This window comes from Immundisolibacter sp. (genome assembly GCF_050250495.1).
Lineage (GTDB): Bacteria > Pseudomonadota > Gammaproteobacteria > Immundisolibacterales > Immundisolibacteraceae > Immundisolibacter.
The window spans coordinates 1-19,828 of sequence record NZ_JBFWOM010000021.1 but is presented as its reverse complement, the minus strand read 5'-3'; the positions used below and the strand labels follow the sequence as shown (position 1 = coordinate 19,828).

The following is a 19,828-nucleotide window of genomic DNA, read 5'->3' as shown; positions in this document are numbered from 1 at the left end:
CGCGCCAGCGCGGGCTCGGCAGGGAGGAGTGCAGTTGGGCTGAGCATCAGCCGGATGAACAACACGACGAGGAGACACCGATGGACGCACGCGTTCGCGACTGGCCGCTGCGGGATTTCACCCGCTACATCGACGCCCGCCCCGAGGACGGGGTGCTGCGCATGCATCTGGACCTGTTCCGGGATCCGGAGCTGTTCGAGCTGGAGATGCGCTACATCTACGAGCGCTCGTGGGTGTTCGTGGGGCACGCGGCGCAGATTCCGCAGCCGCACGACTTCATCACCGGCGTAGTCGGCCGCACGCCGATCATCCTGCAGCGCGGCGGCGACGGGCAGGTGCGCGCGCTGCTGAACCACTGCTCGCACCGCGGTGCCGCGGTGGCCACCACGCAGGCCGGCAACACGCAGCGCCACAAGTGCCCATACCACGGCTGGATGTTCGATAGCACTGGCAAGTGCCTGCAGGTGGCGGATGAAGCCGCCGGCGGCTACACGGACGCGTTTCGGGGCTTGAGCCACGACCTGCCGCAGGTGGCGCGCTTTGAGGAGTACCGCGGCTTCTTCTTCGCCAGTCTCAATCCCGACGTCATGCCGCTGCGGGAGTACCTCGGCAGCGCCGCGGTGTTCATCGACTCGTGGGTCGACCAGTCGCCGGACGGGCTGGAGGTGGTGCGCGGCGACGCCAACTTCACCTACGGCGGCAACTGGAAGATGGTGTTCGAGAACTGTCTCGACATCTATCACGCCAAGACCCTGCACGCGAGCTTCGGCACCATGGTGATGAACCGGGTCAAGCGCGCCGGCAAGGACGCCAACCGGTCGGTGGATCTCAACAGTTTCATCAACGCCGACGCCGAGGTGTCCTACTACACCTTCCCGCATGGCCACGCCGGCATGTGGCTGCGCGGTGCCGGCAAGCGCGAGGACCGGCCGTCCTATGCCATGTGGCAGCAGATGGCCGAACGCCACGGCGAGGCCAAGGCCGACATGATGGTCAGTGGTCGGGTGGTCGCCATCTTCCCGAACATCCTGCTGGTCGAGAGCGCCACCTTCCAGATGCGCCTGCTGCGTCCGGTGTCGGTGGACCGGACCGAGGTGTACGCGTTTTGTCTCGCGCCCAAGGGCGAGCCGGCGGCGGCGCGCGCGCTGCGCATCCGCCAGTACGAGGATTTCTTCAGCGCCACGGGCGTCGCCACGCCCGACGACACCGTGGTCTACGAGCGCTGCCAGCTGGGCGACCAGGCGCGCAGCGTCGAGTGGAACCAGGGGTACCACCGGGGGCTCGCGCTGCTGCGGGACGGCCCGGACGAGGCGGGGCGGGCCGTTGGCATCGAGCCCACGCACTCCATCAGCGGCAACATCGGCATCCAGGGCGAGGCGGCGTATCTGGGCGTCTACCAGGGCTGGCTCGAACAGATGCAGCGCGGCCAGGCCGACGTGGCGGTGAAGCCATGAGCCCGGCCGAGTTGCTCGCCGCCGGCAGCGAGGTGCTCTACCGCGAGGGCTACTACCTCGACCGCCAGCAGTGGCAGGACTGGCTTGCGCTGTACACCGAGGACTGCGTGCTGTGGGCGCCGTCGTGGGTCGGCGAGCACGCGCAGATCACCGACCCGCAGACCGAAATCTCGCTGCTGTACCTCGCCGGCCACGGGCGGCTTCTGGAGCGCGTCGAGCGCTTCGTGTCGGGCGCCTCGCCGGCCTCGGTGCCGCTGCCGCGGACGTGTCATCAGGTCAGCAACATCCTGCTGCTGGACCACGCGCCGGGCCGCATGACGCTGCACGCGTCGTTTCGCGTCGATTACTTCCGCAACAAGCAGGTCGGCGCGTTTTTCGGCCTCTACGAGCACCGGCTGGTGGCCGACGGCGACGCCTGGCGCATCGCCGGCAAGCGCATCACGCTGATGAACGACTTCATCCCGACCGTGCTCGACCTGTACCACGTCTGAGCGCGCTCTTCTGTGGGAGGCCCGCCCCCGGGCCGAATGGTGATCACTACACCCTTCGCGGCGAGGGCGCCGCTCCCACAGTTCCTTCATCCCCCTTCGGGAGTGCCCAATCATGTACGACTTGCTGATCGAAAACGCCCGCATCGTCGACGGTACCGGCGCGCCGGCCTACCCCGGCGGCGTGGGGGTCAAGGACGGGCGCATTGTGGCGCTGGGACAGGTGTCCGGCGAGGCCGCCGAGCGCATCGACGCGAAGGGGGAGGTTGTGGCGCCGGGTTTCGTCGACCCGCACACGCACTTCGACGCGCAGATCGCCTGGGACGCGCTGCTCACCCCGTCGGCCGAGCATGGCGTGACCACCGCCGTGATGGGCAATTGCGGCGTCGGCGCGGCGCCGGTGCGCGCCGACATGCGTGAGTTCCTGATGGGGGATCTGGTGAACGTCGAGGGCATCCCGCTCGACGTGATGCGCGCCGGCATCGACTGGCAGTGGGAGCACTTCGGCGACTACATGGATGTGCTCGACCGGCGCGGCCTTGGCATCAACGTGGCGCCGCTGGTGGCGATGACGCCGCTGCGGCACTACGCGATGGGCGATGCCTCGCTCGACCGGGCGGCGAATCCGGACGAAATCGCCGCCATGACGCGCGCCTTCGCGAGCGCCATTGAGGCCGGCGCGTACGGCTACTCCACCACCCGCGAGGGCGTGCACGTGGGGTATCTGGGCAAGCCCGTGGCGTGCCGCAACGCGAGCCTCGACGAGCACCGCGCGCTGTGCGGCGTGCTGCGCGATGCCAAGCGCGGCAACGTGGAACTCACGCTCAAGCTCGGTGGCGTCGTGAGCCACGACGAGCACGATTTTCTGGAACTTTTGGTGCGCGAGAGCACGCGGCCGGTGACCTGGCTCGCCGTGGTCAACGCCGCCGAGCAGCCGCGCTCGTACGAGGAGCGCATGGCCGCCGTGGCGGACCTGACCGGCTGGGACAAGGCGGTGCCGCAGACCACCTGCCGGCCGCTGCGGTTTCAGCTCAATCTCGCCAATCCGTACATCCTGGGAGTGTTCCCGAGCTGGCAGCCGGTGATGCGTCTCACCCGAGAACAGAAGCTCGCCACCTACGCGGACCCGAAGTTCCGGCAGTCGTTCCGGGATGACCTCAAGAACATCCCCGCCTTCGGGCGCGACATCTGGAGCCGCTTCTACGTGCTGGACGGCGTGAGCGAGCAGGCGACGGGCATCGCGAAGAGCGGCAAGAGCCTGCGCCAGCTCGCCGACGCGAGCGGCCGCGACCCGATGGACCTGCTGGTCGAGATTGCCGTCGAGGACGAGCTGCGCACCACGTTCGACATGGCCGCGCTCAACTACGACGCCGCCGACACCATCCCGCTGGTGCAGGACGACCGGCTGCTGATCGGGCTGTCGGACGCCGGCGCCCACGTCGACATGCTGTGCGACGCCGGTTACAGCACGCATTTGCTGCAACGCTGGGTGCGCGAGACCGGCGCGCTCACGCTGGAGCAGGGCGTGCGCAAGCTCACCTCGATCCCGGCGCAGTTCTTCGGCATCGACCGCGGCGTGCTGGCGGTCGGCAAGGCGGCGGATCTGGTGATCTTCGATCCGGCCACGGTGGCCTGTGGCGACAAGGAATGGGCGCACGACCTGCCAGGCGGCGGGCGGCGCTTCATCACGCGCTCGACGGGCGTGCGCGCCACCATCGTCGCCGGGCAGGTGCTGTTCGAGAACGGCGGCTACCGCGACGGCGCCCGGCCGGGGCGCATGCTGCGCAGTTACGACGCCTGACCGGGCGCCGGCGGGTAGGGGAGGCGCGATGAACTTCGACTACACCGAAGACCAGCGCGCGCTGCGCGACCTGTGCCAGCGCCTGGGCAGCGACTTCGGCGACCCGTACTGGAACGCCATCGACCAGGAACACCGCCACCCGTTCGAGTTCTGGAACCTGCTCGCCGAGCAGGGCCTGATGGGCACCACCATCCCCACCGAGTACGGCGGCAGCGGGCTTGGCCTGCTGGAGCTGTGCATCGCCGCCGAGGCGCTGGCCGAGGCCGGCTCCGGCGACGGCGCGGGCGTGTTCGTGTCCGGGCCGGTGTTCGGCGGTTACCTCATCGACAAGGGCGGCACGCCGCAGCAGAAAGCGGACATCCTGCCGGCGCTGGCGCGCGGCGAGCTGTGGACGGGCGCCTTCACGGAGCCCGACTCGGGCTCGAACGTCACCAACATCAAGACCTTCGCCCGCCGTGAGGGCGACCGCTTTCTGGTGCGCGGGCAGAAGGTTTACATCTCCAACATGGCGGTCGCCAGGCGCATCGCCGTGCTGTGCCGCACCGCCATGCGTGACGAGAAAAACCGCATGGCGGGCCTGACGCTGCTGCTCGGCAACCTGCCGAGCGAGCGCATCGAGTACCGCCCGTTTCGCAAGATGGGCACCAACTACATGGACACCAACGCGGTGTTCTTCGACGACTTTCCGATCCCGGCCGAGAACGTGGTCGGCGAGGAGGGCAACGCCTGGCGCTTGCTCTACAAGGTGCTGAACCCGGAGCGACTGGTGATTTCCGCCATCAACGTCGGCACTGGCAACTACCTCATCCGCAAGGCCGTGCAGTACGCGACCGAGCGCTCGGTGTGGGGTGTGCCGCTCGCCACGCACCAGGGCTTGCAGTTCCCGCTGGCGCAGGCGCGTATCGAGCTCGAATGCGCGCGCCTGAAGGTCTACGAGGCAGCGTGGCTGTTCGACCGTGGCCAGGAGGCGGGCGTCGCCACGGTGATCGCCAAGCACGCCGCCACGCACGCCGCCCTGCACGCCGCCGACCGCGCCATCCAGACGCTCGGCGGCGCCGGCTACATCGCCGATTCCGGCGTCGAGCGCGCGTATCGCAACCTGCGCGGCTCGCGCATGGTGCCGGTCAGCGACGAGATGGTGCTGAACACCGTCGCGCAGCACGATCTGGGCATGCCGCGCTCGTACTGATCAACAGGCGGCGTCAGGTGGGCGCCGTCATGCAGGCCGCTAACGGCGTCCCGCGTCAGGTTCAGTTCTGGACGAATCGGTGCAGCCGGCCCGGCGGCCGTCCCATCATCCGTTGTTACCATCGGCACAATGAACACCGATGCCCCCACGCTGCGCCGCATCCTCACCGCCTGCCGCACCATTGCAGTGGTCGGGCTGTCCGCCGAGTGGCATCGGCCGAGCTACTTTGCCGCCAAGTACATGCAGCAGCACGGCTTCCGCATCGTGCCGGTGAATCCGCGCTATGAGGAGGTGCTGGGCGAGCGGTGCTACGCGAGCCTTACCGACATTCCGCACCCGGTGGACCTGGTGGACGTGTTCCGCCGAACGCAAGACGTGCTGCCGATTGCCGAGCAGGCGATCGCCATCGATGCCAAGTGCCTGTGGCAGCAGATCGGCGTGCGGAACCTCGAAGCCGATGCCCTGGCGCGCGCGGCGGGGCTGGATTCCGTGATGGACCGCTGCGTCAAGATCGAGCACGCGCGCCTGTTCGGCGGGCTGCACTGGGCGGGCGTGAACACGCGGGTGATTTCCGCGCGCCGGGGGCGCTGAGGCAATGGCGGATCATCAGTTCCGGCCGGAGACGCTGGCCATCCACGCCGGCCAGGTGCCGGATGCCGAGACCGGCGCCCGTGCGCTGCCCATCTACCAGACCACGAGTTTCGTGTTCGACAGCGCCGAGCACGCCGCCGCGCTGTTCAACCTGCAGACCTTCGGCAACGTCTACTCGCGCCTTTCAAACCCCACCGTGGCGGCGCTGGAGGAACGCGTCGCGGCGCTGGAAGGCGGGCGCGCCGCGGTGGCGTCCGCCAGCGGCATGGCGGCCGAAGCGATGGCGCTGATGACGCTGCTGGAGCAGGGCGACCACGTGGTGGCGGCCGGTGCGCTGTACGGCGGCACGGTGACGATGCTGGCGGTGAACCTCGCCAAGTTCGGCATCGAGACCACCTTCGTGGACGCCACGCAGCCGGAAGCCTTCGCCGCCGCCATGCGGCCGACCACGCGCGCTGTGTTCGCCGAAACGCTCGGCAACCCGAGTCTTGCGGTGCTGGACATCCCGGCCGTGGCGGACATCGCCCACGCGCACGGCGTGCCGCTGGTGGTGGACAACACCGTGCCGACGCCGTTTCTGTGCAACCCGATCGCGCTCGGCGCGGACATCGTGGTGCATTCCGCCACCAAGTACCTCGGCGGGCACGGCACCACGCTGGCCGGGGTGATCGTCGAGAGCGGCGCCTTCCCTTGGGACAACGGCAAGTTCCCGGGCATGACCGAGCCCTCGCCCGGCTACCACGGCGTGAAGTTCTACGAGACCTTTGGCGACTTCGGTTTCACCATGCGGGCGCGCATGGAAACGCTGCGCGTGTACGGCGCGGCGCTGTCGCCGATGAGTGCCTGGCAGATCCTGCAGGGCATCGAGACGCTGCCGGTGCGCATGGAGCGCCACTGCGACAACGCGCTGCGCGTGGCGGAATTCCTGCGCGCCGACCCGCGCGTTGGCTGGGTGAATTACCCGGGCCTGCCGGAGCATCCACAGCATGATTTGGTGACGCGCCAGATGCGCGGCGCGTCCGGGGTGCTGGCGTTCGGCGTGAAGGGCGGGCTCGAAGCCGGCGTGCGGTTCATCGAATCAGCGCGCTTCATGAGCCATCTCGCCAACATCGGCGACACGCGCACGCTGATCATCCACCCCGCATCCACCACGCACCGCCAGCTCGACGCGGACCAGCAGCTCGCCGCCGGCGTGCCGCCGGACATGGTGCGCATGTCGGTGGGCCTGGAGCACGTGGACGACATCCTGTGGGACATCGATCAGGCGCTCGCCGCGGCGGGCGCATAGCCCGAGGCCCTTACCCGTTGCCCGAGTGAGTGCGCAACGGGCGGCGGCATTCCGGGACAATGACCGCCCGAATCACGCTGCGATGCGCCCGCACGAGCGGGCATCTGGGGAGGAGAAAACGCGTATGGCTCGATTCAGCCGGTTGATCTTCTGGGCGGGCGTCGCGACGCTCGGTGCGCTCGCGTTTGCGGGCATTGCGCTCGCGCGCGGGGAGGCCATCAACGCCTGGTGGCTGATCGCCGCCGCGGTGTGCGTGTACGCCATCGGCTTTCGCGTGTACGGCGCCTGGGTGGCGACGCGCGTGCTGCTGGTGGATGGCCGCCCGACGCCGGCCACGCGCATCAACGACGGCCGCGATTTCGTGCCCACCAACCGCTGGGTGGTGTTCGGTCACCACTTCGCGGCCATCGCCGGGCCGGGCCCGCTGGTCGGGCCGACGCTCGCCGCGCAGTTCGGTTACCTGCCGGGCACGCTGTGGATCCTGATCGGCGCCGTGCTCGGCGGCTGCATCCAGGACATGGTGATCCTGTTCGCCTCCACCCGCCGCGACGGCCGCAGCCTGGGGCAGATGGCGCGCGACGAACTCGGCCCCGTCGGCGGCGCCGCGGCGCTGGTCGGCACGCTGATGATTCTGGTGATCCTGATCTCGGTGCTGGGCCTGATCATCGTGAACGCGATGAAGCACAGCCCCTGGGCCACGGCCACGGTGACGGCGACGATACCGATCGCCATTCTGGTCGGCATCTACATGCGCGGCATCCGCCCCGGGCGGGTGCTGGAGGGCAGCGCCATCGGCGTCGCGCTGCTGCTGCTGGCCGTGTGGGGCGGCGGCTGGGTGGACCACCACCCGACGCTGCGGGCGTGGTTCGACCACGCGCCGCTCACCATCGCCTACGCGATCATGATCTACGGCTTCGCCGCCGCGGTGCTGCCGGTGTGGCTGCTGCTCGCGCCGCGCGATTACCTGTCCACCTTCATGAAGCTCGGCACCGTGGCGCTGCTCGCCGTCGCCATCCTGTGGCTGAACCCGGTGCTGCACATGCCGTCGGTGACGCAGTTCGTGGACGGCACGGGGCCGATCTTCGCCGGCAAGGTGTTCCCGTTCGTGTTCATCACCATCGCCTGCGGGGCGATCTCGGGCTTTCACGCGCTGGTCAGTTCCGGCACCACGCCGAAGCTGCTCACCGACGAGCGCGACGTGCACATGATCGGCTACGGCAGCATGATGCTGGAGTCGTTCGTGGCCATGATGGCGCTGATCGCCGCCTGCGTGCTGGAGCCCGGCGTGTTCTTCGCCATCAACACCGCGCCCGGCGTGGTGGGCGAGGGGGCGCAGGCGGTGGCGACCATCTCGTCCTGGGGCTTCCCGGTGGCGCTCGACCAGATGCAGCAGCTGGCGCGCGACATGGGCGAGGCGACGCTGTTCGGCCGCACCGGCGGCGCGCCGTCGCTCGCGGTCGGCATGGCCAGCATCTTCAGCAGCGCTTTCGGCCAGGGGCTGCTGGCGGTCTGGTACCACTTCGCCATCATGTTCGAGGCGATCTTCATTCTCACCACGCTCGACGCCGGCACCCGCGTCGGGCGGTTTCTGTTGCAGGATTTTCTCGGCAACTTCGTACCGGCGCTGGGGCGCACCAGCTGGTATCCGTCGGTGCTGCTGTGCAGCGGCGTGTTCGTGGCGGCGTGGGGGTATTTCCTGTACATCGGCGTGATCGACCCGGCCGGCGGAGTGAACATCCTGTGGCCGCTGTTCGGCATCTCGAACCAGATCCTCGCCGGCATCGCGCTGTGCGTGGCCACCGCCATCCTGGTGAAGTCCGGGCGTGAGCGGTATTTCTGGGTCACCGGGCTGCCGCTGGCGTGGCTGACGGCCGTCACCAGCACCGCGGCGTGGCAGAAGGTGATGAGCGACGACCCGCGGCTAGGGTTTTTCGCGGGCGCGAACGATCTTGCCGCCAAGCTCGCCAGCGGCGCGCTGCCGCCCGAGAAGGCCGCCGTGGCGCCGCAGCTCATCGCCAACATGCGCCTCGACGGTTGGCTCACGGTGCTGTTCGCGGGCCTGCTGTGGCTGATCCTGGCCGACACGGCGCGCGTGTGCCTGCGGCACTGGCGGGCCGGTGCGGGCGTCATGGCGGAGGGCCGGGCGTGAAGGCGCTGCGCGCGTTCTGGGGCTGGCTGCGGGCGGTGTCCGGCGACGATGCCTACGAGCGGTATCTCGTCCATCACGCTACGGCGCATCCTGGCTGCGCACCGCTCGACCGGCGGGCGTTTTTCCGGCAGCGCGAGGCCGCCGCCTGGGCCAAGGTGAAGCGCTGCTGTTGAGGCCGCGCGGCGGCTTACACGCGGGTCGACACCAAACTGCCGGCGGGCGCCAGCAGGGCCAGCGTCAGGAATTCGAGCCGCAGCAGCCAGGCGTCGTCGGTGCTTGAGACCGGCCCGCAGTGCACCACCCGCGCCAGCGCGTCGAACAGCGGCGTCTTGAGCGCGGCGACCACGTCCACGGCGACCGCGTCCGCGGTCGACAGCTGCGCGCCGCGGGGTGAGAAATCCAGCAGCATCGCCGGCCGTGGCGCGGCATCGCCGTGCAGAAAATACTCGGCCGGCATCGCCCGCGTCTGTCGCTCGAACGCGCGCCGCGCGTCGCTCATCTGCTGCGTCGGCGGCGGCGGCGTGAGCGGGCTGGCGCACCCCGCGCAGCGCCGAGGTCGGGCCGGCGCTGCGGGCAGAGGTGCGGCGCAGAAGGGGCACGCATCGCCCCCGACAGCCCTCGCCGCCGGCAACGCGGCCGTGCGTTCTCGCACTGGCGCAGGCGCCGGGCTCACTGCCGGCTCGGCGGTGGCGCGCGGGCGGGGCGAGCCGAGCTGCGCGTCATAGGCGGCGCGCTTTTCCGGGTCCGACAGCACGGCATAGGCCTCGTTGATCAGGCTTGCCGTGGCGCCATCGCCGCCGAGGTCCGGGTGCGCGCGCAGCTTCTGCAGCAGCGTGCGGTAGGCCATGCGGATGACCGCCTCGTGGGCGTCCGGCTGCACGTGCAGGATGCGGTAGTAATTGCGCCGGTTGGGTCGTGACATGTGCCATTGCGCCAGACGCGCCGTTCGGGTGGTAGAAGGATACCCGCGCGCCATGCGCTACACTCTGCCCCCTTCGTCGGTGCGCTTCGGTCCGCGCCGCGTCTGCACGAGCCCATCGCGGGCCGTTTCCAACCCTCTCTCGCCTGGACCGACCGCAGGCTCTCCTGCGCAGGCCCACCTCAGGAATCTAAATGCCTTTTGCCACCCTTGGCCTGCGGGCCGAGCTGTGCCGTGCTGTGTCCGCGCACGGCTACGACACCCCAACCCCCATTCAACAGCAAGCCATCCCGGTCATTCTGGACGGCAAGGACGTGCTCGCCGCCGCGCAAACCGGCACCGGCAAGACGGCCGGTTTCTCGCTGCCCATGCTGCAGCGCCTGGCTGAGAGCGATCAGCCGGCACGGCCGAAGTCCGTTCGAGCGCTGGTGCTCACCCCGACCCGCGAGCTCGCGGCGCAGGTGGGGCAGAGCGTGAAGGACTACGGCGCGGGCCTTCGCCTGCGCAGCGCCGTGATCTTCGGCGGCGTCGGCATCAACCCGCAGATCAGCGCGCTCGCGCGCGGCGTGGACGTGCTGGTGGCGACACCGGGCCGCCTGCTGGACCATTTGCAGCAGGGCACCTGCGCGCTCGACCGGGTGGAAATCCTGGTGCTCGACGAAGCTGACCGCATGCTCGACATGGGCTTCATCCGCGACATCCGCCGCATCCTGGCGCTGCTGCCGAAGCGCCGCCAGACGCTGCTGTTCTCGGCCACGTTTTCGGGCGACATCCGCGCGCTCGCGGCGCAGTTCCTGCACCAGCCGGTGGAGATCGACGTGGCGCCGCGCAACTCGACGGCGGCGCAGATTGACCAGGTGGCATACGCCGTCGACAAGGGGCGCAAGCGCGAGCTGCTGTCCTGGCTGGTCGGCAGCAACAACTGGCAGCAGGTGCTGGTGTTCGCCCGCACCAAGCACGGCGCCAATCGCCTGGCCGAGCAGCTGGAAGCGGATGGCCTCAAGAGCGCCGCCATCCACGGCAACAAGAGCCAGGGCGCGCGCACGCGGGCGCTGGAAGGCTTCAAGAACGGCAGCGTGCGCGTGCTGGTGGCGACCGACATCGCCGCCCGCGGGCTCGACATCGATCAGCTGCCGCTGGTGGTGAATCACGACCTGCCGGAAGTGCCGGCCGACTATGTGCACCGCATCGGCCGCACCGGCCGCGCCGGCCGGACCGGGCACGCCATCTCGCTGGTGTCGCCGGACGAAGTCGACCTGCTGCGCAACATCGAGCGCCTGGTCAAGCAGCGCATCGCCCCGCAGGTGTTGCCGGGGTACGAGCCCTCACCGCACGCCGTGCATGCCCCGCCGGAACCCCGGCCGCCCATGCGCGGCGGGCCGCGCCACGGTGGCGCCCGGCGCCCGGAACGCGGGCCGCGCCGCTGAGGCGATAAGCTCGGCATTTCGTCGCCCGGCCGGTACCCGACATGCGAATTGCCACCTGGAACGTCAATTCGCTGCGCGTGCGCCTGCCGCAGTTGCTGGACTGGCTGGCCCACGCGCAGCCGGACATCGTCGGCCTGCAGGAGACCAAGCTCGTCGATGAGAATTTCCCGCTGGCGGAACTCGCGGCGGCCGGCTACCAGGCGCTGTTCACTGGCCAGCGCACCTACAACGGCGTTGCCATCCTGAGCCGTGCTACGGGGAGCGATGCGCGGCTGGCGCTGCCCGGTGTCCGGCCGGTGGACGAGCACCGGCGCTTCATCGCGACCTGCTTCGGTGACCTGCACGTGGTGAACGCCTACGTGCCGAACGGCAGCGCGGTCGGCTCGGACAAGTACGCGTACAAGCTCGGCTGGCTCGCCGATTTTCGCGACTATCTCAAGGACGCGCTTGCCCGCTGGCCGAAGTTACTGGTGATGGGCGATTTCAACATCGCGCCGGCCGACATCGACGTACACGACCCGGCCGCCTGGGAAGGGCAGGTGTTGGTGAGCCCGGCGGAACGTGCGGCGCTTGCCGGGATCGAGGCGCTGGGCCTCACCGACACGTTTCGTCATCTGAACCCGCACCAGCAGGCCTTCACCTGGTGGGATTACCGGGCGGCGGGCTTTCGGCGCAACAACGGGCTGCGCATTGACCACATCCTGGCGAGTGCGCCGGTGCTGCGGGCCTGCCGCGCGTGTCGGGTAGAGATGGACTTGCGCCGCGCCGAGCGGCCATCGGACCACGCGCCGCTGCTGCTGGATCTAGACGGCCAAGCGCTCGGCTGACCGCTGCCGCTAGGGGTCAATCCTCCGCTTCGGCGTCGGCGTCGGTTTCCGAATCGGCGATGCCGAGTTCCTTGATCTTGCGCGTCAGCGTGTTGCGGCCCCAGCCCAGCAAGAGCGCCGCTTCCTGACGGCGCCCGCCGGTGCGTTCGAGCGCAACGCCGATCATCAGCCGTTCGAAGGCGGGCGTCAGGTCGTTCATCACGCCGCGCTCTCCGCTCGCCAGTCGACCGGCCGCCCAGCGCCTGAGCGAGCTTTGCCAGTCCGCGTCCACGGCGGCCGGCGCACCCAGCACCTCGCTCGGCAGGTCGTCTGCGCGCACCGTCTGCGTCGGCGTCATCACGGTCAGCCAGCGGCACACATTTTCGAGCTGGCGCACGTTGCCCGGCCAGTCGAAGTTGGCAAGGCGCGCGGACACGTCCGGCGCCACCGTCTTGCAGTCGACCTGCAGTTCCTTGGCGGCGCGAGCGAGGAAATGCTGTACCAGGCCCGGGATGTCCTCGCGCCGCTCGCGCAGCGGCGGCACGCGGATGCGCACGACGTTCAGGCGGTGCAGCAGGTCCTCGCGGAACTTGCCGGCCTGCACCTGCGCTTCGAGGTTCTGGTGGGTAGCGGCGATCACGCGCACGTCCACCTGCAGCGGCGCGTGGGCGCCCACGCGGTAGAACTCGCCCTCCTGCAGCACGCGCAGAAGGCGCGTCTGCAGCTCGGCCGGCATGTCGCCGATCTCGTCCAGGAACAGCGTGCCGCCGTGCGCCTGCTCGAAGCGCCCGCGGCGCAGCGCCTGCGCGCCGGTGAAGGCGCCGCGCTCGTGGCCGAACAGCTCGGACTCCAGCAGCTCGCGGTTGATGGCGGCCATGTTGAGCGCGATGAACGGCCCCCCGCTGCGCGGACTGTGGCGGTGCAGGGCGCGCGCGATCAGTTCCTTGCCGGTGCCGGACTCGCCGGTGATGAGCACGTTGATGCTGGAGCGCGACAGCCGGCCGATGGCACGGAACACCTCCTGCATGGCCGGTGCCGAGCCGATCATGTCCGACGGCGCGGCGGGAGTGACCAGTTCGGCCGGTTCGGTCGTTTCGCGTCGCTGGGCGATGGCGCGGCTCACCAGATCGACAGCGTCATCGACATCGAACGGCTTTGGCAGGTGTTCGAACGCGCCGCCCTGGAAGGCCGAAACGGCGCTGTCAAGGTCCGGGTAGGCGGTGGTAATGATCACTGGCACCTGCGGCGCCCGTTCGCGCAGCTCGGCCAGCAGGTCGAAGCCGCTGCGTCCGGGCATGCGCACGTCGGACACGATGGCGTCCGGCTCGTTGTCAGCCAGCGCCGCGCTCGCGCGTTCGGCGTCCTCGAATTCGATCGCTTGAAAGCCGGCGCTCTGCAGTGCCCGGCACAACACCCAGCGTATGGAGCGGTCGTCGTCGACCACCCACACGCGTTCCTGGCGATTCATCGGCGTTCTCCGGCAAGCGGCAGCAGCACGGAAAACACCGTGTTGCCCGGCATGCTGTGAAAGTTAATGCAGCCTTCGTGCCGACTGACCAGGGACTGCGCGATCGACAGGCCAAGCCCGGTGCCCGTCGTGCGACCGGTGACCAGCGGGTGAAAAATCTGCTCGCGCAGGTTCTCCGGCACGCCGGGCCCGTTGTCGACCACGTCCACCTGCGCGAGCAGGCGGTGGTGGCGCCCGGCGATGGTGACGCGACGGCGCACCCGCGTACGCAGCAACACCTGGCCGGGCCGGACATTGCCCTCGTCGACGGCCTGCACGGCGTTGCGGACCAGGTTCAGCAGCGCCTGGATCAGTTGCTCGCGGTCGCCCCACAGGTCCGGCAGGCTGGGGTCGTAGTCGCATTCGATGTCGAGGCCCGGCGGCAGGTCGGTGGCGACCAGCGCGCGTACCCGCTCCAGCACCTCGTGCACGCTGACGCGGGCCATTTCCGGCGCCGGCCCGGGGCTCAGCATGCGGTCGATCAGGTTCTTCAGGCGGTCGGCTTCGCCGATGATGATCTGCGTGTACTCGGTCAGGTCCGGGTCGGCGAGTTCGCGCTCCAGCAACTGCGCCGCGCCGCGCAGGCCGCCGAGCGGATTCTTTATCTCGTGCGCGAGGCCACGCAGCATCAGGCGGTTCGCTTCCTGCTGGGCCAGCAGATGGCCCTCCCGCTGCGCATCCCCGACGCTGCCGGTAGCAGCAATTTCGATGATCAGCCCGCCGCGCTGCGCCCCGTCGAGCGGCGTGAGCCAGCAATCGAAGCGCCGCGGCGGGCTGCCGGGCAGGCCGAAGTCGAGGTCGTGCCGCAGTACCGCCTGTTGACGATCGACCGTTTCGCGGACGATCGCGCCGAGCGCGGCGTCGTGCAGCACGTAGTCGAGGGGCTGGCCGCGCAGCTGGCGCGCGCTGGCGCCGAGCAACTCCTCGGCGGCCTGGTTCAGGTAACTCACCTTGCGGGCGGCGTCGATCACCAGGATCGCCGTGCGCAGTGTGTCGAGGACGGCGCGGGACGGAAAGTCGTCAGGGCCGGGCGGCGCTTTGGGGGCGTTGTTCATCGATGGACGACGCGAGTTGCCGGCGTCGCCGATCAGTCATCACCGGCCCTTCGGCGGCGGGCGGCGGGATGGCAGATTGACCGATTGCCGCTTGAAGTGAAAACGAACGGCCGCGCTCTGTTTCAAGGTCTTGCCGGCGGCGTCACGAATCGCCACGGACAGGCTGTAGGTGTCCGGGTCAAGATCGGTCAGGTTGAAGCCGTTGCCGGCCACGCCATCGCCCTGCGCGACCCCGTTCAGGATCGGTACCAGCAGGTGCCCCTCGGCGAGCGGCGGCGCGATGTCGACACTGACGGCCACCGCGCCTGCGCCAAACCAGTGCACGGAATCCTTGACCGGCGCCGTGATGCGCAGCGTCTTGTAGGCAACCGGTGGAGCGGTGTCGGGCGCCGCCGCGGGCGCGGCACTGGCCGGTGAGACCGCCGGTGCGGGCGGGGGCGTTGACGGCGCGACCTCAACCTCGGTCGCCTGGGGGCTCGGTTGATCCGAATACACCGTGCTGCCGTCGGGCGCGGTCGACTTGTACACGCGCGTTGCCGCGGCCGACCAGGGCAGTGCGATCAGCAGGGCGCAGGCGAGCAGGCGTCGGGTATGGGTCATGGGTGTCCGGTTGCGGACCGGCAACGACCGGAAAACGGGGGCCTTCGCGTGAAGGCCCCCGCGGCCGTCGTCAGCTGCTGTAGTACATGTCGTACTCGACCGGGTGGGTCGTCATGCGAAGGCGCGTGACGTCTTCCATCTTCAGGTCGATGTAGCCGTCGATCATGTCGTCCGTGAACACGCCACCGGCGGTCAGGAAGTCACGATCGGCGTCCAGCGCTTCCAGCGCCATGTCGAGCGAATGACAGACCTGCGGGATGGCCTTGGCCTCCTCGCGCGGCAGGTCGTACAGGTCCTTGTCCATCGCCTCGCCGGGGTGAATCTTGTTCTTGATGCCGTCGAGGCCGGCCATCATCAGCGCCGAGAAGGCCAGGTACGGGTTGGCGGTCGGGTCCGGGAAGCGGACCTCGATGCGCCGGCCCTTGGGGCTGGACACCCACGGAATGCGCACCGAGGCCGAGCGGTTGCGAGCCGAGTAGGCCAGCATCACCGGCGCCTCGAAGCCCGGCACCAGGCGCTTGTAGCTGTTGGTGCCCGGGTTGGTGATGGCGTTCAGCGCGCGGGCGTGCTTGAAGATGCCTCCGATGTAGAACAGCGCCAGTTCCGACAGCCCGCCGTACTTGTCGCCCGCGAACAGGTTCACACCGCCCTTGGACAGCGACTGGTGCACGTGCATGCCGCTGCCGTTGTCGCCGACCAGGGGCTTGGGCATGAAGGTGGCGGTCTTGCCGTAGTTGTGGGCCACGTTCAGCACCACGTACTTGAGCACCTGCACTTCGTCGGCCTTGCGCACCAGCGTGTTGAACTTGACGCCGATCTCGCACTGGCCGGCGGTCGCCACCTCGTGGTGGTGCACCTCGATGTCGAGGCCCATCTCTTCCATGGCCATCACCATGGCGGTGCGCACGTTGTGCAGCGAGTCGACCGGCGGCACCGGGAAGTAACCGCCCTTGACGCGCGGCCGGTGGCCCTTGTTGCCGGCCTCGAAGCTGCCCGCCGAGCGCCAGTGCGCTTCCTCGGAATCGACCTCGACGAAGCAGCCGGACAGCCCGGCGCCCCAGCGCACGTCGTCGAAGATGAAGAACTCGGGTTCCGGCCCGAAGAACGCCGTGTCGGCAATGCCCGTGGACTTCAGGTACGCCTCGGCCCGGCGTGCCACCGAGCGCGGGTCGCGCTCGTAGCCCTGCATGGTGTGCGGCTCCAGCACGTCGCAGGTGAGGTTCATGGTGACTTCATCCGTGAACGGGTCGAGCACGGCGGTGGCCGTGTCCGGCATCAGCACCATGTCGGACTCGTTGATGCCCTTCCAGCCGGCGATGGACGAGCCGTCGAACATCATGCCGCGCTCGAAGAAATCACCGTCCACAGCCTTGGCCGGAATGGTGACGTGCTGCTCCTTGCCGCGCGTGTCGGTGAACCGCAGGTCGACGAACTTGACGTTCTGCTCACCGATTCTCTTGAGCACATCGGACGCTGACATTGAGTAAGGCTCCTTGACGGATGGATGAACGGGGCGATAGGGCAAACGATCGGGTACGGATGGACGTCACCAGCGGCACCGACGCACCGCGGCGAGGAAAGCAGCGGGTGTGCCAAGGCCAATCGCGCGCACTACGGACATTTTGCCTGCGACAGGCGCGCGGGCGTCGGTCAATGCGGTGCGTCCGCTGTGCGGGCCGCCCCATTGTAGTGCAATCAAAACAGCGTGGCCTCGCTCGCCGGATGCGGCGACGCGACGTCCTGGCTGCCGGAGGTGCTGGCGGCGGCGGGCAGCCGATCGGCGCTGAACCATTCAAACTGGCTGTCCGGGGCGCCCGGTTGGGCGAGCAGGCCGGTGTGGCGGTCGATGCACATGGACACGATCCCGTCCGGGACAGCCATCGCCACCACCGGTTGTCGTGGCAGCTCGTCGGCCATGAAGTCCATCCAGATCGGCAACGCCGCGCGCGCGCCCGTCTCTCCCTTGCCGAGTGACCGCGGCTGGTCGAAACCGACCCAGCCGAGCGCCAGCAGAGACGGGTTGAAGCCGACGAACCAGGCGTCGCGCTCGTCGTTGGTGGTGCCCGTCTTGCCGGCGAGGTCCGGCCGCCCGAGGCTCCGGGCGCGCACGGCGGTGCCTGACACGATCACGTCCTGCAGCATGGAGTACAGGACGTAGGCGTCGGTCGCCGGAATGGCGCGCGGCGCGGGCTGCGTGTCGGCCGTCATCACGTTGTCGCAGTCTGCCTCGCACGGCACCACCCGCGGCGACTGCCAGACGACCGCGCCCGGCGCGTCGAGAACCTGCGCGACCCAGTACGGGCTGATGCGGTAACCGCCGTTGGCGATCGGTCCATAGGCGGCGGCCAGCTCCAGTGGCGTGACCGAGGCGGTGCCGAGCGCGAGCGACAGATTCGGCGGCAGCGTGTCCGGTGCGAAGCCGAAACGCAGGCAGTAGCGGCGTGTGAAGCCCACGCCGACCGCGTCGAGCAGGCGCACCGCCACCACGTTGCGGGAGTGCGCGAGCGCTTCGCGCAGGCGCGTCGGGCCATAAAACCGGTCGGTGTAGTTCTCGGGCCGCCAGAAGCCGCCTTCGACGTTGGCCGGATAGGCGACCGGCGCGTCGTTGATGACCGACGCGGCCGTATAACCCTTCGCCAGCGCGGCCGCGTAGAGGAACGGTTTGAAGGTCGAACCGGGTTGCCGCTTGGCCTGCAGGGCGCGGTTGAACTTGCTGCGCTGGAAATCGTAGCCGCCGACGAGCGCGCTGATGGCGCCGCTGGCGGGTTCTAGTGCCACGAATGCGCCCTCGATTTCGGGCGGCTGCGTCGCCTGCCAGCCCTGCTCGGTGGCCGCCAGATACACCACATCCCCGGCGGTCGGCTGAAATTGCCGGCCAAGACGGCTCGCGTCGATTCGGTCGGGCACCACCACCTCGCCGGTCGGCGCCAGCAGGTAGTCGCCGCTGGTGAGGCGGACGGCCGCCTGCAGCGCGCCTGGCCGCGGTAAACGGTTGAGCAGCGCCAGCCGGCGAGCCGGGTCGGCGAGCTCGGCCGGCGTGAGGCGCGCGGCCGGGCCGCGATAGCCGTGCCGACGGTCGTAGGCCAGCAGGCCGGCCCGCAGCGCCCGGGTGGCGCTGATCTGCTGCGCGCTGTCGATGGTCGTAATGATCCGGTAACCGGCCGTGTACGCCGCGTCGCCATAGCGCTGGATGGCCCAGGCGCGCGCCATCTCGGCAACGTCCGGGGCGTCCAGTTCCGGGATGAAGCCGTACCGGCCGGCGGTGTCCGGGTACTGGAGGGCGCGCTGGTAGGCAGCGTCGTCGAGGTAGCCCAGGACGTGCATCCGGCCCAGTACGTAGTCGCGCCGCTCGCGCGCCCGCGCGCGGTTGGCCAGCGGGTTGTCGCGCGAGGGCGCCTTCGGGAGGCCGGCCAGCAGCGCCACCTCGGCCACGTCGAGCTGTTCCAGCGGCCGGCCGAAGTACAGCTGCGCGGCGGCCCCGAAGCCGTAAGCGCGCCCGCCCAGAAAAATCTTGTTGACGTACAGGCCGAGAATCTCGTCCTTGCTGAAGTTCTGCTCGATGCGGACCGCCAGCAGGATCTCGCGCGCCTTGCGCAAGAAGGTCTTCTCGCGGCTCAGGAAAAAGTTCCGCGCCACCTGCATGGTGATGGTGCTGCCGCCCTGCTGCGGCTCGCCGGTGCGCACCAGCTCCCAGGCAGCGCGTGCGAGGCCGCGGCTGTCGAAGCCGGGGTGCTCGAAGAAGCGGCTGTCCTCGGCCGCCAGGATGGCCTGCACCAGCACCGGCGGCAGGTGGCGGTGGTCGATCGGGATGCGCCGCTCGTCGCCGAACTCCGCCAGCCGCTTGCCGTCGCGGGTGTAGACCTGCAGCGGCTGGGCAAGCTGCACCTGCTCCAGCTCGTCCACCGACGGCAGCTTGCGTTCGAGCTTGACGTAGAACCCCACCACGCCGATGGCGAGCAGGGACGTCGCGCCGACCAGCGCCGACAGCAGCGCAGCGAGCAGCCGCCTCATGCGTGCCGGGGTCGCGTGCGGTTGCAGGCGATGCGGCCGCGTGGGGGCGAACGGGACGCCGACTGGCCCGCGGCGATCAGGGCGGCAGGCGACCGGGTGTGACGACAGTGCGCAGGGTGCAGATTCATGCGGCGATTCTATGGCGTCGTGCCGTGCAGGGGGCGCCGCGGGTTTCCAGGGGCGACCGCCGGTTGAATGAGTTTCAGGGGAACGTTACCGCCTGCACATACAGCAGCTCGCAGGCGCCGTCGCCGCTGTCGTCGCGGCGCAGGGAGCTTCGCCAGTGCCAGCCGTCGCTGGCGGCCAGCTCCACCAGATAACCGCGCAGCGTCACACGCCGGCCGGCCTTGGCGCGAGCGAGCGCCTTGGCGACGGCGCGGTTCGCCGGGATCAGGTGCGTGTTGGCGCTGGAGCGGACGATTTCGTCTTCCGGCAGCGGCGGCGCGCCCTGGTAGCGCCAGTAGTACCAGCGCCCGCCCTGGTGGATGTCGAGGCGATCGACGACCGCCGCGTCCGTCATGCGGCCCCAGCCGAGCGCGAAGT

At 69.5% G+C, this 19,828-nt stretch carries 16 protein-coding genes and 1 pseudogene; 10 read left to right on the top strand and 7 right to left on the bottom strand.

The features are described 5' to 3' along the window. The first annotated feature begins 80 nt into the window (after positions 1 to 80). The 8 genes from AB7F93_RS12020 (at position 81) to AB7F93_RS11985 (ending at position 9,133) form a co-directional block, all read left to right on the top strand. Entirely contained in the window at positions 81 to 1,454 is a 1,374-nt protein-coding gene (locus tag AB7F93_RS12020) for an aromatic ring-hydroxylating oxygenase subunit alpha (protein WP_428303151.1), read from the top strand. Continuing rightward, positions 1,451 to 1,945 (top strand): aromatic-ring-hydroxylating dioxygenase subunit beta, encoded by a 495-nt coding sequence (locus tag AB7F93_RS12015; protein WP_428303150.1) that lies wholly within the window; start codon positions 1,451 to 1,453, stop codon positions 1,943 to 1,945. The genes AB7F93_RS12020 and AB7F93_RS12015 overlap by 4 nt, the downstream gene beginning before the upstream one ends. A 112-nt stretch (positions 1,946 to 2,057) precedes the next feature. Then, on the top strand, positions 2,058 to 3,743 hold the full coding sequence (locus AB7F93_RS12010; RefSeq protein WP_428303149.1) for an N-acyl-D-amino-acid deacylase family protein: 1,686 nt from the start codon (positions 2,058 to 2,060) through the stop codon (positions 3,741 to 3,743). Positions 3,744 to 3,771: 28 nt separating this feature from the next. Further along, positions 3,772 to 4,932 (top strand): acyl-CoA dehydrogenase family protein, encoded by a 1,161-nt coding sequence (locus tag AB7F93_RS12005; protein ID WP_428303148.1) that lies wholly within the window; start codon positions 3,772 to 3,774, stop codon positions 4,930 to 4,932. Positions 4,933 to 5,061: 129 nt separating this feature from the next. Beyond that, positions 5,062 to 5,523, top strand: coding sequence for a CoA-binding protein (locus tag AB7F93_RS12000; RefSeq protein ID WP_428303147.1), 462 nt, complete (start codon positions 5,062 to 5,064; stop codon positions 5,521 to 5,523). Positions 5,524 to 5,527: 4 nt separating this feature from the next. Further along, positions 5,528 to 6,811, top strand: a complete 1,284-nt coding sequence (locus tag AB7F93_RS11995) for an O-acetylhomoserine aminocarboxypropyltransferase/cysteine synthase family protein (RefSeq protein ID WP_428303146.1) — start codon at positions 5,528 to 5,530, stop codon at positions 6,809 to 6,811. Between the two features lie 124 nt (positions 6,812 to 6,935). After that, a complete protein-coding gene (locus tag AB7F93_RS11990) occupies positions 6,936 to 8,960 on the top strand; it encodes a carbon starvation CstA family protein (RefSeq protein ID WP_428303145.1) in 2,025 nt (674 codons plus the stop codon). After that, a complete protein-coding gene (locus AB7F93_RS11985; protein WP_428303144.1) occupies positions 8,957 to 9,133 on the top strand; it encodes a YbdD/YjiX family protein in 177 nt (58 codons plus the stop codon). The genes AB7F93_RS11990 and AB7F93_RS11985 overlap by 4 nt, the downstream gene beginning before the upstream one ends. A 14-nt stretch (positions 9,134 to 9,147) precedes the next feature. On the opposite strand, the gene AB7F93_RS11980 is transcribed toward AB7F93_RS11985, so the two are convergent. Beyond that, complete coding sequence (locus AB7F93_RS11980) at positions 9,148 to 9,882, bottom strand: J domain-containing protein (protein ID WP_428303143.1); 735 nt, start codon at positions 9,880 to 9,882, stop codon at positions 9,148 to 9,150. 191 nt (positions 9,883 to 10,073) lie between these two features. Between AB7F93_RS11980 and AB7F93_RS11975 the strand changes: the two genes are divergently transcribed. Then, positions 10,074 to 11,306: a DEAD/DEAH box helicase gene (locus AB7F93_RS11975; protein ID WP_428303142.1), complete on the top strand. Its 1,233-nt coding sequence runs from the start codon at positions 10,074 to 10,076 to the stop codon at positions 11,304 to 11,306. 41 nt (positions 11,307 to 11,347) lie between these two features. Continuing rightward, positions 11,348 to 12,133 carry an exodeoxyribonuclease III gene (gene xth / locus AB7F93_RS11970; protein WP_428303141.1) on the top strand — a complete coding sequence of 262 codons (786 nt, stop codon included), beginning with the start codon at positions 11,348 to 11,350 and terminating at the stop codon, positions 12,131 to 12,133. 16 nt (positions 12,134 to 12,149) lie between these two features. On the opposite strand, the gene ntrC is transcribed toward xth, so the two are convergent. The 6 genes and pseudogenes from ntrC to AB7F93_RS11940 form a co-directional block, all read right to left on the bottom strand. Next, positions 12,150 to 13,580, bottom strand: a complete 1,431-nt coding sequence (gene ntrC / locus AB7F93_RS11965; protein WP_428303140.1) for a nitrogen regulation protein NR(I) — start codon at positions 13,578 to 13,580, stop codon at positions 12,150 to 12,152. Then, positions 13,577 to 14,674: a nitrogen regulation protein NR(II) gene (gene glnL, locus AB7F93_RS11960; protein WP_428303139.1), complete on the bottom strand. Its 1,098-nt coding sequence runs from the start codon at positions 14,672 to 14,674 to the stop codon at positions 13,577 to 13,579. The genes ntrC and glnL overlap by 4 nt, the downstream gene beginning before the upstream one ends. A 39-nt stretch (positions 14,675 to 14,713) precedes the next feature. Next, positions 14,714 to 15,298, bottom strand: coding sequence for a DUF4124 domain-containing protein (locus AB7F93_RS11955; protein WP_428303138.1), 585 nt, complete (start codon positions 15,296 to 15,298; stop codon positions 14,714 to 14,716). 46 nt (positions 15,299 to 15,344) lie between these two features. After that, positions 15,345 to 16,754 (bottom strand): glutamate--ammonia ligase, encoded by a 1,410-nt coding sequence (gene glnA / locus AB7F93_RS11950; protein WP_428303137.1) that lies wholly within the window; start codon positions 16,752 to 16,754, stop codon positions 15,345 to 15,347. A 215-nt stretch (positions 16,755 to 16,969) separates the two neighbouring features. Next, positions 16,970 to 19,285: a penicillin-binding protein 1A gene (locus tag AB7F93_RS11945; RefSeq protein ID WP_428303136.1), complete on the bottom strand. Its 2,316-nt coding sequence runs from the start codon at positions 19,283 to 19,285 to the stop codon at positions 16,970 to 16,972. Between the two features lie 202 nt (positions 19,286 to 19,487). Next, a pseudogene (locus AB7F93_RS11940) lies at positions 19,488 to 19,828 on the bottom strand (hypothetical protein); the annotation flags it as partial.

Coding starts and splice junctions, on each gene's coding strand:
- AB7F93_RS12000 (WP_428303147.1), top strand. CDS start 5,062: ATGAACACCGATGCCCCCACGCTGCGCCGCATCCTCACCGCCTGCCGC.
- AB7F93_RS12010 (WP_428303149.1), top strand. CDS start 2,058: ATGTACGACTTGCTGATCGAAAACGCCCGCATCGTCGACGGTACCGGC.
- AB7F93_RS11945 (WP_428303136.1), bottom strand. CDS start 19,285: ATGAGGCGGCTGCTCGCTGCGCTGCTGTCGGCGCTGGTCGGCGCGACG.
- AB7F93_RS11975 (WP_428303142.1), top strand. CDS start 10,074: ATGCCTTTTGCCACCCTTGGCCTGCGGGCCGAGCTGTGCCGTGCTGTG.
- AB7F93_RS12015 (WP_428303150.1), top strand. CDS start 1,451: ATGAGCCCGGCCGAGTTGCTCGCCGCCGGCAGCGAGGTGCTCTACCGC.
- AB7F93_RS11995 (WP_428303146.1), top strand. CDS start 5,528: ATGGCGGATCATCAGTTCCGGCCGGAGACGCTGGCCATCCACGCCGGC.
- AB7F93_RS11980 (WP_428303143.1), bottom strand. CDS start 9,882: ATGTCACGACCCAACCGGCGCAATTACTACCGCATCCTGCACGTGCAG.
- AB7F93_RS12005 (WP_428303148.1), top strand. CDS start 3,772: ATGAACTTCGACTACACCGAAGACCAGCGCGCGCTGCGCGACCTGTGC.
- xth (WP_428303141.1), top strand. CDS start 11,348: ATGCGAATTGCCACCTGGAACGTCAATTCGCTGCGCGTGCGCCTGCCG.
- glnL (WP_428303139.1), bottom strand. CDS start 14,674: ATGAACAACGCCCCCAAAGCGCCGCCCGGCCCTGACGACTTTCCGTCC.
- AB7F93_RS11990 (WP_428303145.1), top strand. CDS start 6,936: ATGGCTCGATTCAGCCGGTTGATCTTCTGGGCGGGCGTCGCGACGCTC.
- AB7F93_RS12020 (WP_428303151.1), top strand. CDS start 81: ATGGACGCACGCGTTCGCGACTGGCCGCTGCGGGATTTCACCCGCTAC.
- glnA (WP_428303137.1), bottom strand. CDS start 16,754: ATGTCAGCGTCCGATGTGCTCAAGAGAATCGGTGAGCAGAACGTCAAG.
- ntrC (WP_428303140.1), bottom strand. CDS start 13,580: ATGAATCGCCAGGAACGCGTGTGGGTGGTCGACGACGACCGCTCCATA.